Source organism: Teretinema zuelzerae, assembly GCF_021021555.1.
Classification (GTDB): domain Bacteria; phylum Spirochaetota; class Spirochaetia; order Treponematales; family Treponemataceae; genus Teretinema; species Teretinema zuelzerae.
Map to the genome: position 1 here is coordinate 1,263,871 of NZ_JAINWA010000001.1, position 15,989 is coordinate 1,279,859.

Annotated in this window: 14 protein-coding genes; 6 read left to right on the plus strand and 8 right to left on the minus strand. The window is 52.4% G+C overall.

Annotated elements, in window-relative coordinates; translation table 11 throughout:
* The first annotated feature begins 58 nt into the window (after positions 1 to 58).
* Together pepT and murA are read left to right on the plus strand one after the other, a co-directional pair.
* The gene (pepT, locus tag K7J14_RS05705; protein WP_230754198.1) at positions 59 to 1,306 is read left to right on the plus strand and encodes a peptidase T; all 1,248 of its coding nucleotides are present in this window, start codon (positions 59 to 61) and stop codon (positions 1,304 to 1,306) included.
* 2 nt (positions 1,307 to 1,308) lie between these two features.
* Entirely contained in the window at positions 1,309 to 2,592 is a 1,284-nt protein-coding gene (gene murA / locus K7J14_RS05710) for a UDP-N-acetylglucosamine 1-carboxyvinyltransferase (protein ID WP_230754200.1), read from the plus strand.
* 27 nt (positions 2,593 to 2,619) lie between these two features.
* Here the strand turns inward: murA and K7J14_RS05715 are convergent, their stop codons facing one another.
* The 4 genes from K7J14_RS05715 to K7J14_RS05730 form a co-directional block, all read right to left on the minus strand.
* Complete coding sequence (locus K7J14_RS05715) at positions 2,620 to 4,407, minus strand: hypothetical protein (RefSeq protein WP_230754201.1); 1,788 nt, start codon at positions 4,405 to 4,407, stop codon at positions 2,620 to 2,622.
* Positions 4,400 to 5,416 (minus strand): hypothetical protein, encoded by a 1,017-nt coding sequence (locus K7J14_RS05720; RefSeq protein WP_230754203.1) that lies wholly within the window; start codon positions 5,414 to 5,416, stop codon positions 4,400 to 4,402. Before K7J14_RS05720 ends, K7J14_RS05715 begins: the two co-directional genes overlap by 8 nt.
* 427 nt (positions 5,417 to 5,843) lie before the next feature.
* The gene (locus K7J14_RS05725) at positions 5,844 to 6,395 is read right to left on the minus strand and encodes an STAS domain-containing protein (RefSeq protein WP_230754206.1); all 552 of its coding nucleotides are present in this window, start codon (positions 6,393 to 6,395) and stop codon (positions 5,844 to 5,846) included.
* Positions 6,396 to 6,465: 70 nt separating this feature from the next.
* Positions 6,466 to 7,161: an SDR family NAD(P)-dependent oxidoreductase gene (locus K7J14_RS05730; protein WP_230754208.1), complete on the minus strand. Its 696-nt coding sequence runs from the start codon at positions 7,159 to 7,161 to the stop codon at positions 6,466 to 6,468.
* A 58-nt stretch (positions 7,162 to 7,219) separates the two neighbouring features.
* On the opposite strand from K7J14_RS05730, the gene K7J14_RS05735 reads away from it, so the two are divergent.
* The gene (locus K7J14_RS05735) at positions 7,220 to 7,957 is read left to right on the plus strand and encodes an RNA methyltransferase (RefSeq protein ID WP_230754210.1); all 738 of its coding nucleotides are present in this window, start codon (positions 7,220 to 7,222) and stop codon (positions 7,955 to 7,957) included.
* Here K7J14_RS05735 and K7J14_RS05740 read toward each other — a convergent pair.
* From K7J14_RS05740 to K7J14_RS05755, 4 genes are read right to left on the minus strand one after another with little or no spacing between them, the layout of a single operon-like run.
* Complete coding sequence (locus K7J14_RS05740) at positions 7,929 to 9,062, minus strand: sigma-54-dependent transcriptional regulator (protein ID WP_230754212.1); 1,134 nt, start codon at positions 9,060 to 9,062, stop codon at positions 7,929 to 7,931. The two genes, K7J14_RS05735 and K7J14_RS05740, sit on opposite strands and share 29 nt — an antisense overlap.
* A 39-nt stretch (positions 9,063 to 9,101) precedes the next feature.
* On the minus strand, positions 9,102 to 9,848 hold the full coding sequence (locus K7J14_RS05745) for a WecB/TagA/CpsF family glycosyltransferase (protein WP_230754214.1): 747 nt from the start codon (positions 9,846 to 9,848) through the stop codon (positions 9,102 to 9,104).
* Complete coding sequence (locus K7J14_RS05750; RefSeq protein WP_230754216.1) at positions 9,830 to 10,672, minus strand: RsmE family RNA methyltransferase; 843 nt, start codon at positions 10,670 to 10,672, stop codon at positions 9,830 to 9,832. The genes K7J14_RS05745 and K7J14_RS05750 overlap by 19 nt, the downstream gene beginning before the upstream one ends.
* Positions 10,672 to 12,171, minus strand: coding sequence for a S41 family peptidase (locus K7J14_RS05755; RefSeq protein WP_230754218.1), 1,500 nt, complete (start codon positions 12,169 to 12,171; stop codon positions 10,672 to 10,674). Before K7J14_RS05755 ends, K7J14_RS05750 begins: the two co-directional genes overlap by 1 nt.
* A 93-nt stretch (positions 12,172 to 12,264) precedes the next feature.
* On the opposite strand from K7J14_RS05755, the gene K7J14_RS05760 reads away from it, so the two are divergent.
* From K7J14_RS05760 to K7J14_RS05770, 3 genes are read left to right on the plus strand one after another with little or no spacing between them, the layout of a single operon-like run.
* The gene (locus K7J14_RS05760; RefSeq protein ID WP_230754220.1) at positions 12,265 to 12,663 is read left to right on the plus strand and encodes a hypothetical protein; all 399 of its coding nucleotides are present in this window, start codon (positions 12,265 to 12,267) and stop codon (positions 12,661 to 12,663) included.
* Entirely contained in the window at positions 12,654 to 13,790 is a 1,137-nt protein-coding gene (locus K7J14_RS05765) for a P-loop NTPase (RefSeq protein WP_230754222.1), read from the plus strand. The genes K7J14_RS05760 and K7J14_RS05765 overlap by 10 nt, the downstream gene beginning before the upstream one ends.
* A 17-nt stretch (positions 13,791 to 13,807) precedes the next feature.
* Positions 13,808 to 15,988, plus strand: a complete 2,181-nt coding sequence (locus K7J14_RS05770) for a FapA family protein (RefSeq protein ID WP_230754224.1) — start codon at positions 13,808 to 13,810, stop codon at positions 15,986 to 15,988.
* Position 15,989: the final 1 nt, after the last annotated feature.

Below are 15,989 nucleotides of genomic sequence, written 5' to 3' on the forward strand. Positions count from 1 at the left end.
TTAGCATCAAAACGGCAAGTTGACGGGCGGATTCAAATATCGTACTCTGATTCGGACTATGCACAGCACATCATTTCAGGAACGACTCCTTGAGCGTTTCGTAACATACGCGGCGATCGGAACACAGAGCAGCAGCGCCTCGGCGGAAGCGGGCGTTTTTCCCTCGACTGATAATCAAAAAGCCTTCGCGCGAACGCTCGCGGAGGAACTGGAGAATATCGGAGCGGAAAACGTCCATCTCGACGATTTCTATTATGTACATGCGGTGATCCCGGCCTCTGCGGGGAAGGAGAATCTTCCTTCCTTCGGACTATGCGCGCATATGGATACGGCAAGCGACGCCCCGGGAGACAACGTTAAGCCGCTGGTCCACCGCGGATGGAACGGCGCGCCGATCCTTTTACACAACGGATTTTCCATTGATCCGGCGAGCGATCGCGATCTGGCAGGCTGCATCGGCGATACGATTATCACTTCGGATGGAACGACGCTTCTGGGAGCCGACGACAAGGCAGGCATCGCGGGGATCATGACTCTGGCGGAAGTGCTTCTATCAAACAAGGAAATTCAACACGGTACCATAGAGATCCTATTCAGTCCGGACGAAGAAACCGGTCACGGAATGGACCGCATCGACCTCTCCAAGCTGAAATCGAAAGCATTCTACACGGTAGACGGAGGCCAGCTCGGCGAGGTGGAATCGGAGTGCTTCAACGCATGGAGAGCGGATATTGTCTTTACCGGAAAGGCGGCGCACCTCGGATCAGCGCGCGGAAAAATGATTAACGCGCTCACCATGGCCTCGAATTTCATCTCTGATCTTCCATCGGCGGAAGCGCCGGAAACGACAGACGGATACGGCGGATATTTCTGTCCGCTGGAGCTCCACGGCGGGGCCGAAAAAGCCGAATTGACCGTCTATCTCAGAGACTTTTCCGCGGAAGGAATGGAAAATAGGCTTAAGCGGATCGAAGTGTTCGCTAAGGCCGCCGAAGCGCGCTATCCCGGTTCTACGGTGTCGGTCAAAACGCTGTGCCAATATAAAAACATGAAAGAAAAGCTCGATCAAAATCCGAGAATTCTCGAACTGCTCAATTCGGCGGTCGAGAGAGCCGGAGTGACGCCCGTCCACAAACCGATCCGGGGAGGAACCGACGGTTCCAGGCTCACTGAAATGGGCATCCCGACGCCGAACATCTTTACCGGCGGGCATAACTATCATTCGCGCACCGAATGGGCCTCGCTGTCCCAAATGACGGCGATGGTCAACACATTAATCGAACTCGCAAAACTCTGGGGAGAATAACAATGTACCAATACCTGATCGAAGGCGGGTTTCCGCTGAAAGGGACGATAAAAGCCAGCGGAAACAAGAACGCCGCCCTTCCCTGCATCGCCGCGGCCCTCCTTACAGAGGAGAGAGTAATCCTCAGAAACCTCCCGGACATCGAAGACATGCACGTTATGCTCGAGATCTTCGCCGCGCTCGGAGGAGAAGTCGAAAACATCGGAGCGAACGACTACGCCCTGCGCATACAGAAAGTCGAACGCAACGATATTCCGCTGGACCTTTCAAAGAAAATCAGAGCCTCGATCCTCTTCGCGGGCCCGCTGCTTGCACGTTCGGGAAAAGCGGTTCTCCCGCCTCCCGGCGGAGACGTCATCGGCAGAAGGCGTCTCGACACCCACTTTCTTGCCCTGACGGAACTGGGAGCCCGGGTGGATATCGACGGACAATTCACCTTCACTGCGAACAAACTCATCGGCCAGGATATTTTTCTCGACGAAGCTTCCGTCACCGCGACGGAGAACGCCGTTATGGCGGCCGTGCTCGCCGAGGGAACCACGATAATTACCAACGCGGCCAGCGAGCCCCATGTGCAGGATGTATGCAAAATGCTCAATTCCATGGGCGCGAAGATCTCCGGAATCGGTTCGAACATTCTCACCATTAGCGGAGTCCAGGCTCTTTCCGGCACGGACTATAAGATCGGGCCCGATTTTATGGAAATCGGCTCGTTCATAGGCCTCGCCGCCGTTACCCACGGCAGCATAACAATCACCGATATCGAGCCCGCTGACATGCGGCCGATCAGGCTCGCTTTCGGAAAACTTGGCATCCGCTGGAACATCGAAGGAACGACGCTGACGGTTCCCACGCAGCAGGACCTTCAGATCAACAGCGATCTCGGCGGCATGATCCCGAAAATCGACGACGCGCCCTGGCCCGGATTTCCGCCTGATCTCACAAGCATCATGACCGTCGTCGCCACGCAGGTCGAGGGAACCGTTCTCATTCATGAAAAAATGTTCGAATCGAGGATGTTCTTCGTCGATAAGCTGATCGGCATGGGAGCGCGGATTACCTTGTGCGATCCCCATCGAGCCGTCGTCTCCGGGCCGAGCGTCCTTCACGGATCCGATCTGGTATCTCCTGACGTCCGGGCGGGCATGGCTATGGTCATCGCAGCGCTATGCGCTCGGGGCGAGAGCGTTATCCGCAACGTATACCAGATCGAGCGGGGCTACGAAAATCTGACGACGCGCCTCAAATCCCTCGGCGCCAAGATAGAACGAATATCGTCCTGCTGACGATGCGGCTCATGCGTTCCGGGAAAACTACTCGGTGCGCTGAGCGAAAAAGAGGGCGGAAACTCCGAACAAACCGGCAAAAAGCACAGCCAATATCAAAATAATCGGCTGGGACGGAAAAACCTGCACGATGTGGGATATAACGATCCGCGCAAGATACCGAACCGTCTCGACCGCATAGATGCACGCAAAGGGAAAAAGCGGTACCGCTATAACCCACCATGCCTTGAAAAGACTGTTCTGCCCGAGCCGGTATCTCCAGGCGAGAACCAGGGCAAACACAGCTAAAATCATAAGAAGAAAGGGTTCCGACAGGCGGCTTATCAATTCGATCGACAACTCATGTTTCGGGAAGCCATAGAGTTCGCTCCGGTTTATAAAGCGGATTATGTCTGCCAGCTGCATTGTCCTGATTCCGCGGTTCGCGGAAACCACAAGGGCGAAATCATCATACGGCATATCAAGAACCTGGATTGCCGATTCCGCTTCCGAAGGAGAGCCCTTTTTAACGATGGGTCTCCAAGTAACTCCTTCAGACTCCCTGGACACTGCGCGAAGCAAAACCTGCGGCCTCTCCTTGCCGTCCATCCCCCTGGCCGCGAACATTTTTGCATACGGAGTTTCGAAATGAAATCGGATCGAACCGTCCTTTTCAAGACGAACAAGCTCGAATCCCCGCAAATACGCCATATCGCGTCCGGACGACCGCAAATACGTGATTCCCCTGACGAATACATAGTCGGCAGACCCGTCCGGATGATGCATCGTGAAAAAAACATCGCGCGATGATTCGAAAGGCCGCGCGTTTTCGGTCTCGTCTATGAAAAAATGCGTCTCTGCCAAAGCGTTAAGCGATATGACCAAGAAACGATCAACATCGGTATCGATGCGCCCGTCTATCGATTTTATCCGCTCCTGCAGTTCCGAAAATATATAATACGCTCGAAGGGCGTCGCCGGATTGAAGAGCCGAATAGCCCGCGAGCTTGTCGGAATACACGCTCTTCTCTTCCGAATCGATAAAACGGCTGGAACCCTCGCCGATCTCGTTCCAGGCATGCGCGGCATAATCCATCGCCGCGATTTTATTCGGATCGGTATCCGAGGCCAGGGACCACGCCTTCATGGCGTAATAATGCGCCGCAAAATAATCCCGTTCCTCCAGCGCCTGTTCAGTCTTCTTCAACAATTCCAGAACCCCGAAAGAATCGGCTCCCGGGGGAATCAGATCGAGCGGCTTTACGGGAACGCTTGCAACTTCTGCGATGCGCCCGGCAGTATCCGCCCGCGAATACCGTATGGATTCGAGAAGCTTCTCCGCTTCCGAGCTTTTCTTCCAAATTTGAAGAGCCGAGAGCGCGGCGCGTTCTCCTTCGTCGTAATCGCCCGAAGATTCGGCCGAAATACCCAAATGAATAAACTCGCGGTAATCGTCCGATCTTGATCGGTATTGAATCAGTGAAGACTCGAGAGAAGGAGCGACTCCTTCGTCGAGGATCACCTGAAAGGCGACGCAGCCCAGAAAAAGCAGGAAGGCTCCCTTCAAATACTTTAAAAAGCGGGGCGACCAGCGCACATGAGGATCTTCCGCCGCTTTGCCGAAAGAAAGCGCATACCCAAGCAAAATGCCGCTGATCATAAGAGCGGGAAAAAAACGTATAAATAGAAGGAAGGCCTCGTAAAGCCGGTGATTCAGAATAAACGGTTCGATCAGCGACTCAGGAGCCGGGGACACAAACGTCCACAGGAGAGAAGCGCACAACCCGATGATGAAATGAGCGAGCAATACCGGGAGCGTTTTCGCGGTCTCAGTCATACAGCGGCCTCTCCGAAGCGGACGTGACGCCGCGCCGCACTGCGAAAACTATGCCGACGGCATGCAACGCAAGAGCGAAAACAGCGAGAAATAGCGGATACATATAGGCTTCAGGGAGATAGTTCCCGACCGCTTCCTCGAAAAAATTCACCTTCCGCTCATACACTACCACTCTCCATAAAGTAAAAAACGCCCGCAATACAGCGAATAGGCAGACCGCGTTTAAAAGACGCCAGCTCGACCATAGCGTACAGGCGAATAAGGACAATATGAAGAAAAAGCATACGCCTGTTTGAAGCCAATATGCATAGGCATCCTCGTACCACAATCTGTAAAAAGTATGGGACATCAAATGGACATCAGAAAGCAGAGCGGAAATGAACGGAGGCTGCCGCAGACCGACGAATGAGGACTTATCGACTACAAGAGCGTGCATCGGATTTGCCTCGCCGTCAGGAAGGATTGTACGTGTTCCAGGAACATACGCTGCAGTCTGATACACCGAGAAGACCTCGTCTTCGGCGGTTTTCTCGTTCCGTACAACAGCAAGAGAATTCAGATCTCCGGCTGGAGTTTCCGAGAACCAAATCCACCGATTTCCCAAAGAATGATGAATGACTCCCGATGACGGCAATCTCTCGGAATAAATACGGGCCGAATCTATCAATTCAGCCCTGGCAGGAGCATATTCCGATAGAAGGGTGAACGACGCAGGAATTGCCCAGAAAACCAGCGCAGTTGAGAACAGAACAAAAAGAACGATTGAAACAGATACAAGCACCCTATGACGCATTATGTACAGGAAAAGGGTTGCGGTCGCAACAAGAGACGCTGCGGGAAACAGCTGCAAGCCCTGATATATGATTTCTCCGAGAAAAAATGCATAACGCCCCTCCAAAAGAAGCTGCATCTGCAGGACATTCCCCAAAACCGAGAAAAGAGCTAATACTCCGATCCATAAACCCAAATAGGCTAAAAATACAATGGGCAGCATCAGGGTGTTTTTCATATGCTCAAGCCTAACATGAGCATTAGGCGATTTCAAGGACTTTTATTTACAGGATAAAGATTTCTTACCAAAAGGGCACAAGTTATCCACAACTTGTCCCGGGAAAAAACACATAGATTTTTACTATTTCTTTGTTAAGCATGAACTTATAAAAAATGTACGGTTTTCTTTACAGAAACCAAGACAAATGCTTATTTCTATACTATACAAAGACTTAGCAAGTTCTTTTTTTTACTACAAAAAGTCAAGTAGGTATAATAAAAAAAATCCTTCTTTTTGTTACATTTTTTTATGAATTTAGTACAGGTTTGTACACAAGTTATCCACACCCGCGACGAGAAGAGATTCACATCACAATCGAAATCTTCTGTCAACAAAAAAAAAGCCGAAAGTCTTACGACTTTCGGCGAACAGGCAACATAAAAAATTACCCAAGAAAAACCTGGCCGTTATTATCAATAGCCAGAATCGTCTTGCATTCTGAACACCGGAATCGGCCGGCTTTGGTGGCTTTCAGTTTTTTCGAGCAAATCGGACAAGCGAAAATCTTCGGAAACACTTCCGATTTCACTTCTGTTCCGCTCGTCTTAAAGAACTGGATGGAGTCGGCTAAGGAATCCTTAATATTGAAGAATTGAGAGAATCCGAGAAGCTGAAAAACCTCGTAAACCTTCGGCTGAATCTCAAGAAGAACTACGTCTCCGCCCTTGGGTTTTACCGTCTTCAGGAACGCGGTGAAGGATCCGATGCCGGTTGATGATACATAATTCAGAGCGCCGCAGTTGAACACGAGTCTGGTGTAACCTGACTCCACTACTTTAGAAACGCGCTTTTGAAAGAAACTGGAATTATAGGTATCGATATATCCATTCAAGTAGAGAACTACACAATTCTCAATTTCAGAGATTTTCTCCAGACGGATTTTTAGACTATCATCTTTTTCTTCATCAAATCCTGGAATGATGGCGTTATTGTTCATATATCTCCTACCGTCCAGATTATCGGCATTTTCTCCAATATCATTACTATAAACACATACAAAAAAATTGTCAAATAAGACCGGGAGCCCAACCTTTATCGACAGGCAACAAAACCCCATTATACACGGAATTCTCCATCAGCATAAGGGCTGCATCCGCAATTTCAGAGACCTCGACGAGCTTTCCGTCCGGGTTTTTAGAGCCGAGACTGCGAATCTGTTCAGCATCGAGATACTCTGTTCTCACAAGCCCCGGACAAATGCCGTTGCATTGTATTCCTTCCGCAGCGTACGAAAGGGCTACGGAACGCACCAAGGACGTTATTCCTGCCTTAGCCGCGGCATACGCGGCGTTTGTCCGCGCCCCTCGCGACGTGTCCGTCCGAGTTCCTCCGAAAAGGAGAATTCGGCCCCATCCCCGGGAAAGCATATACGGCAGAGCGGCTGAAACAAGAGCCCCGGGAAGGGAGAGATTTGAAGAAACGACGTTCAGCCACTCTTCCGGACTTGTTTCATGCAGGGGCTTCTGTAAAAAAGGCCCCCAGGATGCACAGAGTATATCCGTTTGTTCGGCTAAATTCAGGACTTTTCGCCATTCTGCACTGTCGGAAAGATCGATCTTTCTGCAATCGAAACCAGGGACCGAATGCCTGCCGACCAGAATCGCTTCTGCGCCGCGATCCTTCAAAGATTGCGCAATTCCGAACCCTATTCCGCCGGTGCCACCGACGACAAGAACTTTTTTACCAGATACGCTCGAAACCATTTACAAAAGATAACGCATCAATATTGACATAACAAGGGCATTACGGGAGAATTCGCGCGTGAAACCACTACCATGCGTTATCGTACTCTGCAGACCGGAAGAAAGCAGAAACATCGGTTCAGTTTGCAGGGCCATGAAGAATATGGGATGCGTACAGCTCCGCATCGTCGGAGAAAAGAAAGATTTCGACGAAACGCAGGTTAAAACGCTTGCCGTTCATGCGCCGGAAATCTGGGAAGGGGCGGAGTTTTTCCCTCCTTCCGTGGAAGGCTTGAAGCAAGCGCTGGCAGACTGCAGCATCGCCGCAGGAACTACGAGGCGGATGGGCCAGAAACGCAAGTCTTGGGGGATGACGCCGGAACAATTCGCGTCCTTCGCGGCTTCCCATGAAAACGGCCTCGCCGCGGCGGTATTCGGAAACGAACGAACAGGCCTGACCGACGAAGAGCTTGAATGCTGCACCCTTGCGCTGAACATTCCGTCGAGCCCGGATTTTCCGTCTTTGAATCTCTCGCACGCGGTTCAAGTGGTTGCATACTCCTTGTTCCGCGCCTTTGAAACGCGAGGCAGGGGGTACCAGCCGATTTCCCTCGACAGGCTGAACGCGCTGTCGGAGAACCTCAGCGGACACCTTTCGCATATCGGGTTATATCGCCATTCCGGAAAAGAAGAAAACGAGCGGTTGTTGACCGGCATTCTCTCGCGAGCCGCGCTATCGGAGGGCGAGGCGGCGCACCTGGAAGCTCTGTTTCAGAGAATCGCCTATATTAAAACTGGATCAGATCAGGATCGATGAGGCATGAGTCGGAATCCGCCGCCGCGCGGCGCAAGCATTGAAACAACTGCCGGACATTTCCCGGCCATTCATGCTTCATGATTTTTCTCAGCGCCGAATCGGAGAGATTCTTCCCGAGAGCGCCGAGGCAGTGTCCGGCCAGCAGAGGAATATCTTCCCGCCGTTCGCGAAGAGGGGGAATTTTCACTCGCAAACAATCGATCCTGAATAACAAATCTTCCCGGAACCGCTCGGTCGATTCAGCATCGCCGATTTTTGCGTTTGTCGCGCAGACCAGCCGGCACGATACTTTTTTCTTCACCGCCGAACCGACTCTTGTGACGCAGCCCTCTTCGACCGCGCGCAGAAATCTGGGTTGAATGGCGACCGGCATAGTTCCGATTTCATCAAGAAAAAGAGTTCCCGTATCTGCACGTTCGAAGCATCCGGGAAGGTCCTTGGAGCCGGTATACCCGCCGCGGAGCGAACCGAATAAAAAGGTTTCAGCAAGGGACTCAGGAATGCAGCTGACGTTCACCGCCTCGTAGGGACCGTTAGCCCTGATCGAAATATCATGCAATAGCCTGGCCGCAAGGTCTTTTCCGCTCCCCGTCTCGCCGGTAATAAGTACGGGATGGGGCAAGGACGCATACCGTTTCAATCGGGAGCGGACATCGCGAATAGCAGGGCTTATTCCCAGCAGAATTCGGGAGCACAGCGCTTCCTTATCGGCTTTTTCGCATGAATTGAGAACAGAAGTTTCGTTCCGGCGGGAATCGAGAACGGCAGATACGGCATGAATAAAACTGCGTACATCGCCCGACAGGGATATCATGGTAACCAGGCTGCTGGTTGCCGCACGTTCATGAGCTTGGGGAAATCCGCCGCGGCAAACCAGAAATAAATGGGGAGCCTTATCGAGGCGGGTTATGAAACTGCACAAATCATATAAATCGATTCCCGAAACATCCAAATCTACGATTGCGGCGTCCCAATGTTTTTCTGAAAGCAGCTTGTATGAGTCGCGAGGGTGTTCAACAGAATACACTTCCCATATTCTTCGGGCGACAGCGACAAGAGCGAGAAGATGCGCTTTGGACGAAGACAGAACAAATACCTGTTTCATGGTCCTCCATCGCTACCGGAAGACCGTGAACAGCCGGGATCAGGAACGGGCGGTTCTGAAAATCCGATATGCTAAAAGCAGGATGTTATACCACAAATATTGGAATATTCTAAAGAATCTTAAGGGATTTTTAAGAAGCAGGGGAAAATATTCCAATCCGCGCTCAAAGGTCTTCTCGGATACCCGCCGCTTCCGGTCGGAAAAAACGTCGATCACATCGCGGCTCCAGAGGAATATTCCAGTGCGAAAATTCTTTCTGTTGCGATGCACCCACCGCTGTCCTCCGGGCATCCGGTCTCCGATGAGAACAAGAGACGGCTGGGCTTTGGCTATCGCGGTGAGAATGTTTTTTTCCATAGTTCGGTGATATCCGCCGGCAAACCGGCCGACGATGCCCAGATGAGGGAACGTACTCCGCACGTTTCTTTCCGCCTGCATCAGGCTCCGGTGCTGACCGCCGAGAAGATAGAGAGTTTTATAGTATTTTTCAAGGGTGCCGAGCACTGAAATCAAGAGCGAAAAAGGATAATAGCGAACCGGTTTTTTCTTCTTGAGGAAGGCGGCGCCGCGGATCAGGCTCTTCGAGACAGGAAGCACCAGGGCGGCGGAGGTCACCATCGACCGGAATTCGCCGCGACGGCGCGCGCGAAGCACGTCCCAGAGGGAAACCAGCATTATCTGTTGGGGACCTTCGCGCGAAAGGAGTTCCAATATCGTCTGTTCGAGATCCTCGGGAGGCACTATATCCAGAGGAACCCGCATAAAATCTATTCTTTCAACTGCCACTTTTCAGACTCCGTCAGCAATACCTGAACCGCCGCTATTCCATACAAGGCGGCCGTTTCGGCCCGCAGCACGTTTGTATTGAAATGCAGTCGATTAAACCCGGCGACGGCAAGAAGCTCCAATTCCCGGGAAGTCATTCCGCCTTCCGGGCCGATAGCTATTGCCGTCAACGAGGGTCCCCCATCACAATACTCATGGAGAGTTTTTCGCGCAAGGGGGGCCTCGGTTAAAACCAGGGACAGGCATTTCGATCGGTCGACGGATTGAGCGGAAAGAAAAGAATCCCAGAATTTCGGCATTGAAACCGATTCAACCGGATCGGCCAAATAGGTGCCTACCGGCGAACCGCTTTGCTGGCGGGCTTCCTTCGCGATGCGCTCCCACCGGGACGCTTTCTCTCCCCCGATATCCCGTGAATCCTTCACCAGCGAACGCTCTCCCACGACAGGAATTATCGCGCAGACGCCGGCTTCAGTTGCCTGCCTCACGACTTGATCCATTTTCGGACCCTTTAGCACCCACTGAAGCAAAACGATCTTGGGAAACCCTTCGGCGGGAGCGGCAAGGGGAGGCATCGAGCGTCCGATTACCGGATCTACGTAGCAGGGATTCCCTTCGATGTCGAGACAGGAAAGCTGTATGGAACGGGCTTTCCGGTCTACCAGCAGAACTGTAGCTACCGAAAGCCCTCCGCCGGGAAGCCTCACATCGAGATGGTCGCCGGGGGCAACCCGCAACACGTTCACCAGATACCGGTATGCCGGTCCATCAAGGGAAATCGTTCCGTCGGCCGCCGGAAGACGCTCAAGCACCAGCTGTCTCATCAGATTTCCTGATCGGTTGTATCAGCTTTCTCTTCCAGAGAGGCGGCGTTCTTTTCTTCCTGAAGTTCTCTTACCGTCTTCGTGCCGGGAAGCAGCGAGGGAACAGATCCCGACAACAGCAGTTCGATGCCCCGAGAAAGCTGGATGTCGTACTCCAGATCGTAGAGCGGGGCTATATGGGTTCTCCAATATTCCTGCTTGACCAGCTGCTTAAGCGTCCGGAGATTTACCGGGTACTGTTTTTGCAGCCGCAGGGCAAGATCGTCCGCGTCCTTGGACGAAAGGGCCGTCTTTCCCGCCACAAGATCTGCGAGCGCAGACGTTTGAAGCAGCTCGGTGAGGGCTTTTTCTTCTTCTTCCGTCAACTCGGGAGGAAGGATTTCAAGATCCGGGGGAATGCCCAGCTTGTCGATGTTCGCGTCGCTGGGGGTGTAGTACCGCGCCATTGTAATCTTCATCGCGTCCGAATTGAGAAGATCGATCACCTGCTGAACGGACCCCTTCCCGTAGGTGGTTTCTCCTACGAGATAGGCCATCTTGTAATCCTTCAACGCGCCGGCGAGAATCTCTGAAGCGCTCGCCGAGCCCCGGTTCGAAAGAACGACTATCGGAATATCATGAGAAAAGACGGTTTTCGCCTTAGACGCGCGGAATTCGCGGTTTTCATTGTTGATCCGGGACCGGGTAGAGACTATAACCCCTTCGTCTATAAACAGATTCGCGACGTCCACTACGCTTGTTATGAGGCCGCCCGGATTGTTTCTGAGGTCTATCAGCAGCCCCGTGCACGATTCTTTTTGAAAGAGGGAGAGCGCTTCTTTAACCCTCTCGGCGGTTAACGGAGTAAATTCGATGATCCTGAGATAGCCGATTCCGTTCTCCATCACCGAGTATTTAACCGTAGGCACCTCGATAAGAGCCCTCTTCAAGGTAACGGGAAATTCGAGCGCCTTTCCCCGGCGAAGCGTAATTGTCACGGTAGTTCCTACGGGACCGCGCAGAAGAGAGAGGACCCTTTCCATCGTAATATCGGGGGTATCGACGCCTTCTATCGAAAGAATAAGATCGCCCGGCTGAACCCCGGCTTTCCATCCAGGGGTATCCTCTATCGGAGAAGCGACCTCTACCCACGCCGGCTTTTCAGGCGTGGACACAAGGGGCTTGGTGATGGACAACCCAACCCCGCCGAAAGCGCCGGTGGTGGTGTCCTTAAGATTCATCCCCATCAGGCTTTCCGAATCGATATATGATGTATAGGGATCCTCAAGAGAATCCAGCATCCCCTTCATTGCGCCTTCATACAGCACTTTCGGATCGACTTCATCGACGTAATTCGACTGTATAAAGGAAAAAACATATTGAAAAAGCTGAAGATACCGGTCGGAGGAACGGTCTGAGCCTGAGTCCTGTTCGGCAAAGGCCGAAGGAGACGCGAGTACGAAAAAAAGGAGAGCCGAAGAAAAAAGAGCCGCTCCGAACCAGAGTTTTTTTGGATTCATGTTTTCATTGTCAGAGGAAGAAAGACCTTTGTCAAGCACGCCCATGCTACTGCCACTTGACCGGAGACCACATGTTGCGTAGACTTAAATACAATGCGGTTCAGATCGGTTTCCTTTCCCATCATGCTTTTTTATGAAATTGCGCGTCTAGGAATAATACTCAAACAGGGAGCTGCTTCCTTCGCCGGCAGCCTGCCGATTTCGTGGTACGCCGCCGCGGGGACGCTTGTTCTGGCGCCGGTAATTATCTTCCTTATAATAGCCGACGAAGAACGCTTTATCGGCTGGCTTCCGCTGCTCTGCCTCATCAAGGCCGCGGCGGTTCCGTCATTCGCGGTCTTCCTCTATCGCACCGCTCCGGAAGCGGTCATGCTTGTCTCGGCCGGAGACATTGCTCTCGCGGGAACCCTGCTGGCTGCGGTTTTATGCATTGCCGGCGACGCGTTCGTATTCATCTTTTGCTTGGGGAGACACCGTAGAGTATGCAAATAATTCCTGTCGCGAGCGGTAAAGGCGGCGTAGGCAAAAGCCTCCTCTCGGCAAACCTGGCGATCGCACTGGGTCAAGCCGGTAAAAAAGTGCTTCTCGCGGACCTTGATCTGGGAGCATCGAATCTGCATCTCGTCCTTGGAGTACAGGCGCCGAAAGCAGGACTGGGAACGTTTCTCACCGGTTCATCGTCTTTTTCGGACATCGTGCTGCCGACTAACTATCCGAACGTTTCCTTCATCCCGGGAGATTCTGAAATACCGGGGCTTACCGCCCTCCGGGCTCCGCAAAAAAACAGCTTAACGAAAAATTTTCTTTCTTCTAACGCTGACTATCTTATCCTGGATCTGGGAGCGGGAACGCACCTCGGCATCCTTGATTTCTTCCTGTTATCCGGACAGGGCATCGTCGTTACCGCGCCCTCTGTCACGGCGACGCTGAATGCCTACCTTTTTCTCAAAAACACCGTTTTCAGGCTGATGTACGGGTCGTTCAAAAAAGATTCTGCCGCATGGAAAAAACTGGAAGACCTGCGCCATGACAGCGCGGCCCTGCAGCGCATGTACATTCCCCGCATCATGGAAGAAATCGAAAAGGTAGATCCCGAAAGCGCCGCGAAATTCAAAAAAAAGGCGGCATCGTTCCGGCCTCGACTCGTCATGAACATGATCGACGATCCGAAAGACGCCGACAAGGCGCTGAAAATCCGCCGATCCTGCAAGGAATATCTGAATATCGATCTGGAACACCTCGGCGTGATATATAGAGATTCGATTCAGGATACCGCGCTTGCTTCCAGGCTGCCGGTCATCATTTACAAACCTCAGTGCATGCTCTCCCAGGCGGTGTACCGCATCGCCGACAAAATTCTGCAGGCTGAAACGGAGCCGATGGAAGACATCGCCGCCTTTTCGGACGACAGCTTCCAGGCCGCGGAAATGGAGGCGGCGATAGACCACGAGTCGCGCATGAACTACGTAGAAGAGCTTGTCGGAAGCGGAGCGCTCTCGATGGGAGATCTCGCTGAAACCATCAAATCGCAACAGTACGAAATTTCCGTGTTAAGAAAGGAAAACCTCCTGCTTAAAAATAAAATCTCCAAAGCCTTGCAGCAGGGCTTTATTCTCTAGCGGAGGAGACCGGACAGATGGCGCGAAATCTCTGGGATCTCTCATTCAATCAAAAAAGCCGTCGCTGGCATCTGACCGCTCCCGAGAACATTAAACCGGAGCAGCTGCCGACCCTTGAAGAGCTCAAAACCAGGACGGCCGAGCATAAGATTCATCCGCGCACCCTCCTGTCCGACGATGTTCTCGAGCGAAGCCTGGAAAAAGCGCGGAACATGCCCGGCGAAGCGATATCGTTCCCCGTTGTTCTGGAACCGACCTTCGACGTTCGCATTTCCGTAGCACCCGAGAAAACAAGCGCGACCTTGTATATCCGAAAATCAGACGATCCGAAAAACCCGATCGACCTGAAACTCATCTCCACCGTATTGAACAATAGCCGGCTCGTCGGGATGAACCCGGAAAAAATTCAGGCAGCGATCGCGGAATTCAAAGACTCGGACAATATGGAGCTTGCAAATCTCGTGTTGGCGCAGGGAACACCGCCTGGCAGGGGAAACGAAAGGGAGTTTGTGCCTCTTTTTGAACCTTTGCCCGACGAGCAGAAAAACGTTCTGCTAAAACGTTTGATAGACGCGCGGAATACACGCGCCTCTGCGTCGAACAAACCGCAAGTCGCCTTGAATTCGGAGACAGTGCTAGCCCCGGTTGAAAAGGGCGTCGTCGTTTTTTCGTTTTCGCCCATAGAACCGGGAACGCCCGGGATCGACGTCTATGGAAAGGAAATCCCGGGATTGCCGGGAAATGATCCATTCATCCATCTCCATGGAGGCTTGAGCCTCGGACCCTCGGGCGTAAAAACCGAGAGGGAAGGTCTTCTGATTACTTCCGGCACGGGACACGAGCTTCGAGCTGAGGTAGTCAGCTGCAAGCACGCGGAAGCAGAGATCTCCGTATCTGAAGACAAAATGACGGCTTTCCTGAAAATAACCCCCGAGATCGGGGCGGGAACTCCGCTCGATATAGAACTGGTCAAACAGGCGATTTCAAAGGAATCCATAAAAGGCTCGCTCAATTTCGAAGCGCTGGAAAAGGACATCCAAACCGCGCGGAATCTTCGCAAATCCCTTGATATCATACTTTTATCCGGTTTGCCGGCCGTCAAGCCTAACGGAGTCCGCCTGGCATGGAAAAAACACCCCGGTAGCGCCGATAAACCGGCGCTGATCAACGCCGGAGACGAAATTGTGATTACAGAAACGCTGCCTGCGGGATCCGACGGCGTCGATGTATTCGGAACGGTAACGCCGGCGAATCAGGCGCAGGAAACGCGCGAACCGGACCACGACGAAAGCATCTTGAAGGAGCCGCACGGACAGGGATTCCGCTATGCCGCAGCGACAGGCGGCCTGCTCGTTCAACATGAAGGCAAGCTCAAGGTTTCGAAACAGTGGCGGATCGACGGAGACGTTGCGGAAGAGAATGGAGACATTGCCTTCCCTGGAGATATCGAAATAGCGGGCAACGTCGGAAACGGCCGATCCGTCAGGGCCGGGGGCGACTTGCAGGTTTTCGGGAACGCCGAAGTCGCGTTAATATCCGCGGACGAATCCGTTCGAATGCAGGGCGGAATCAAAGGAAAAGGACGGGGCACCGTCTGGGCGAAAAAAGAAATATATCTCCAGTACGCGGAGAATTCGCGCATCCTCGCCGGAGGCAACATCAGCATCGACAACTATTGCTTCCAATGCACCGTTAAAACTAACGGAAAAATCATCATGCAGGGCAATCCGGCAGTTCTTCTCGGCGGAAACATCAGAGCGTCCCAGGGGCTCGAGGTCTTCGAACTGGGATCCTCGAAAACCATACGTACAAGCATCTCCTTCGGCCAGAATTACCTGGTCAGCGACCAGATAGAAGTGTGCGAGCGGGAAGTCGTTAAAATCAAGGAAACAATCGACAAAATCGACGCAGAAATGAAGCGCACCGCCAATACAAACCCGAGAATTCACGAACTGAGGCGAACCAAGCTCGAGCTCATGAAGCGCAACGACAAGCTGACGGTTCGAATTTTTACGCTGAAAGAACAGTTTGAAACGCACATCATTTCTTCAATACGGGTCGAAAACACTGTATACCCGGGCGTGATCCTTGAAAGCCACGGCAGATACCATGAAGTACGCGAACAAAAGAACCATGTCATTTTTTATTTTGATCTTGCCACCGGACAGATCATCTGCAAACCCATAGAAAACGAGTGAG

Excerpts from the sequence above, each read along its gene's own strand:
- K7J14_RS05720 (WP_230754203.1), bottom strand. The coding sequence starts at position 5,416 with ATGAAAAACACCCTGATGCTGCCCATTGTATTTTTAGCCTATTTGGGT.
- K7J14_RS05740 (WP_230754212.1), bottom strand. The coding sequence starts at position 9,062 with ATGAAACAGGTATTTGTTCTGTCTTCGTCCAAAGCGCATCTTCTCGCT.
- K7J14_RS05760 (WP_230754220.1), top strand. The coding sequence starts at position 12,265 with ATGCGGTTCAGATCGGTTTCCTTTCCCATCATGCTTTTTTATGAAATT.
- murA (WP_230754200.1), top strand. The coding sequence starts at position 1,309 with ATGTACCAATACCTGATCGAAGGCGGGTTTCCGCTGAAAGGGACGATA.
- K7J14_RS05755 (WP_230754218.1), bottom strand. The coding sequence starts at position 12,171 with ATGAATCCAAAAAAACTCTGGTTCGGAGCGGCTCTTTTTTCTTCGGCT.
- K7J14_RS05750 (WP_230754216.1), bottom strand. The coding sequence starts at position 10,672 with ATGAGACAGCTGGTGCTTGAGCGTCTTCCGGCGGCCGACGGAACGATT.
- K7J14_RS05765 (WP_230754222.1), top strand. The coding sequence starts at position 12,654 with ATGCAAATAATTCCTGTCGCGAGCGGTAAAGGCGGCGTAGGCAAAAGC.
- K7J14_RS05725 (WP_230754206.1), bottom strand. The coding sequence starts at position 6,395 with ATGAACAATAACGCCATCATTCCAGGATTTGATGAAGAAAAAGATGAT.
- K7J14_RS05770 (WP_230754224.1), top strand. The coding sequence starts at position 13,808 with ATGGCGCGAAATCTCTGGGATCTCTCATTCAATCAAAAAAGCCGTCGC.
- pepT (WP_230754198.1), top strand. The coding sequence starts at position 59 with ATGCACAGCACATCATTTCAGGAACGACTCCTTGAGCGTTTCGTAACA.
- K7J14_RS05715 (WP_230754201.1), bottom strand. The coding sequence starts at position 4,407 with ATGACTGAGACCGCGAAAACGCTCCCGGTATTGCTCGCTCATTTCATC.
- K7J14_RS05730 (WP_230754208.1), bottom strand. The coding sequence starts at position 7,161 with ATGGTTTCGAGCGTATCTGGTAAAAAAGTTCTTGTCGTCGGTGGCACC.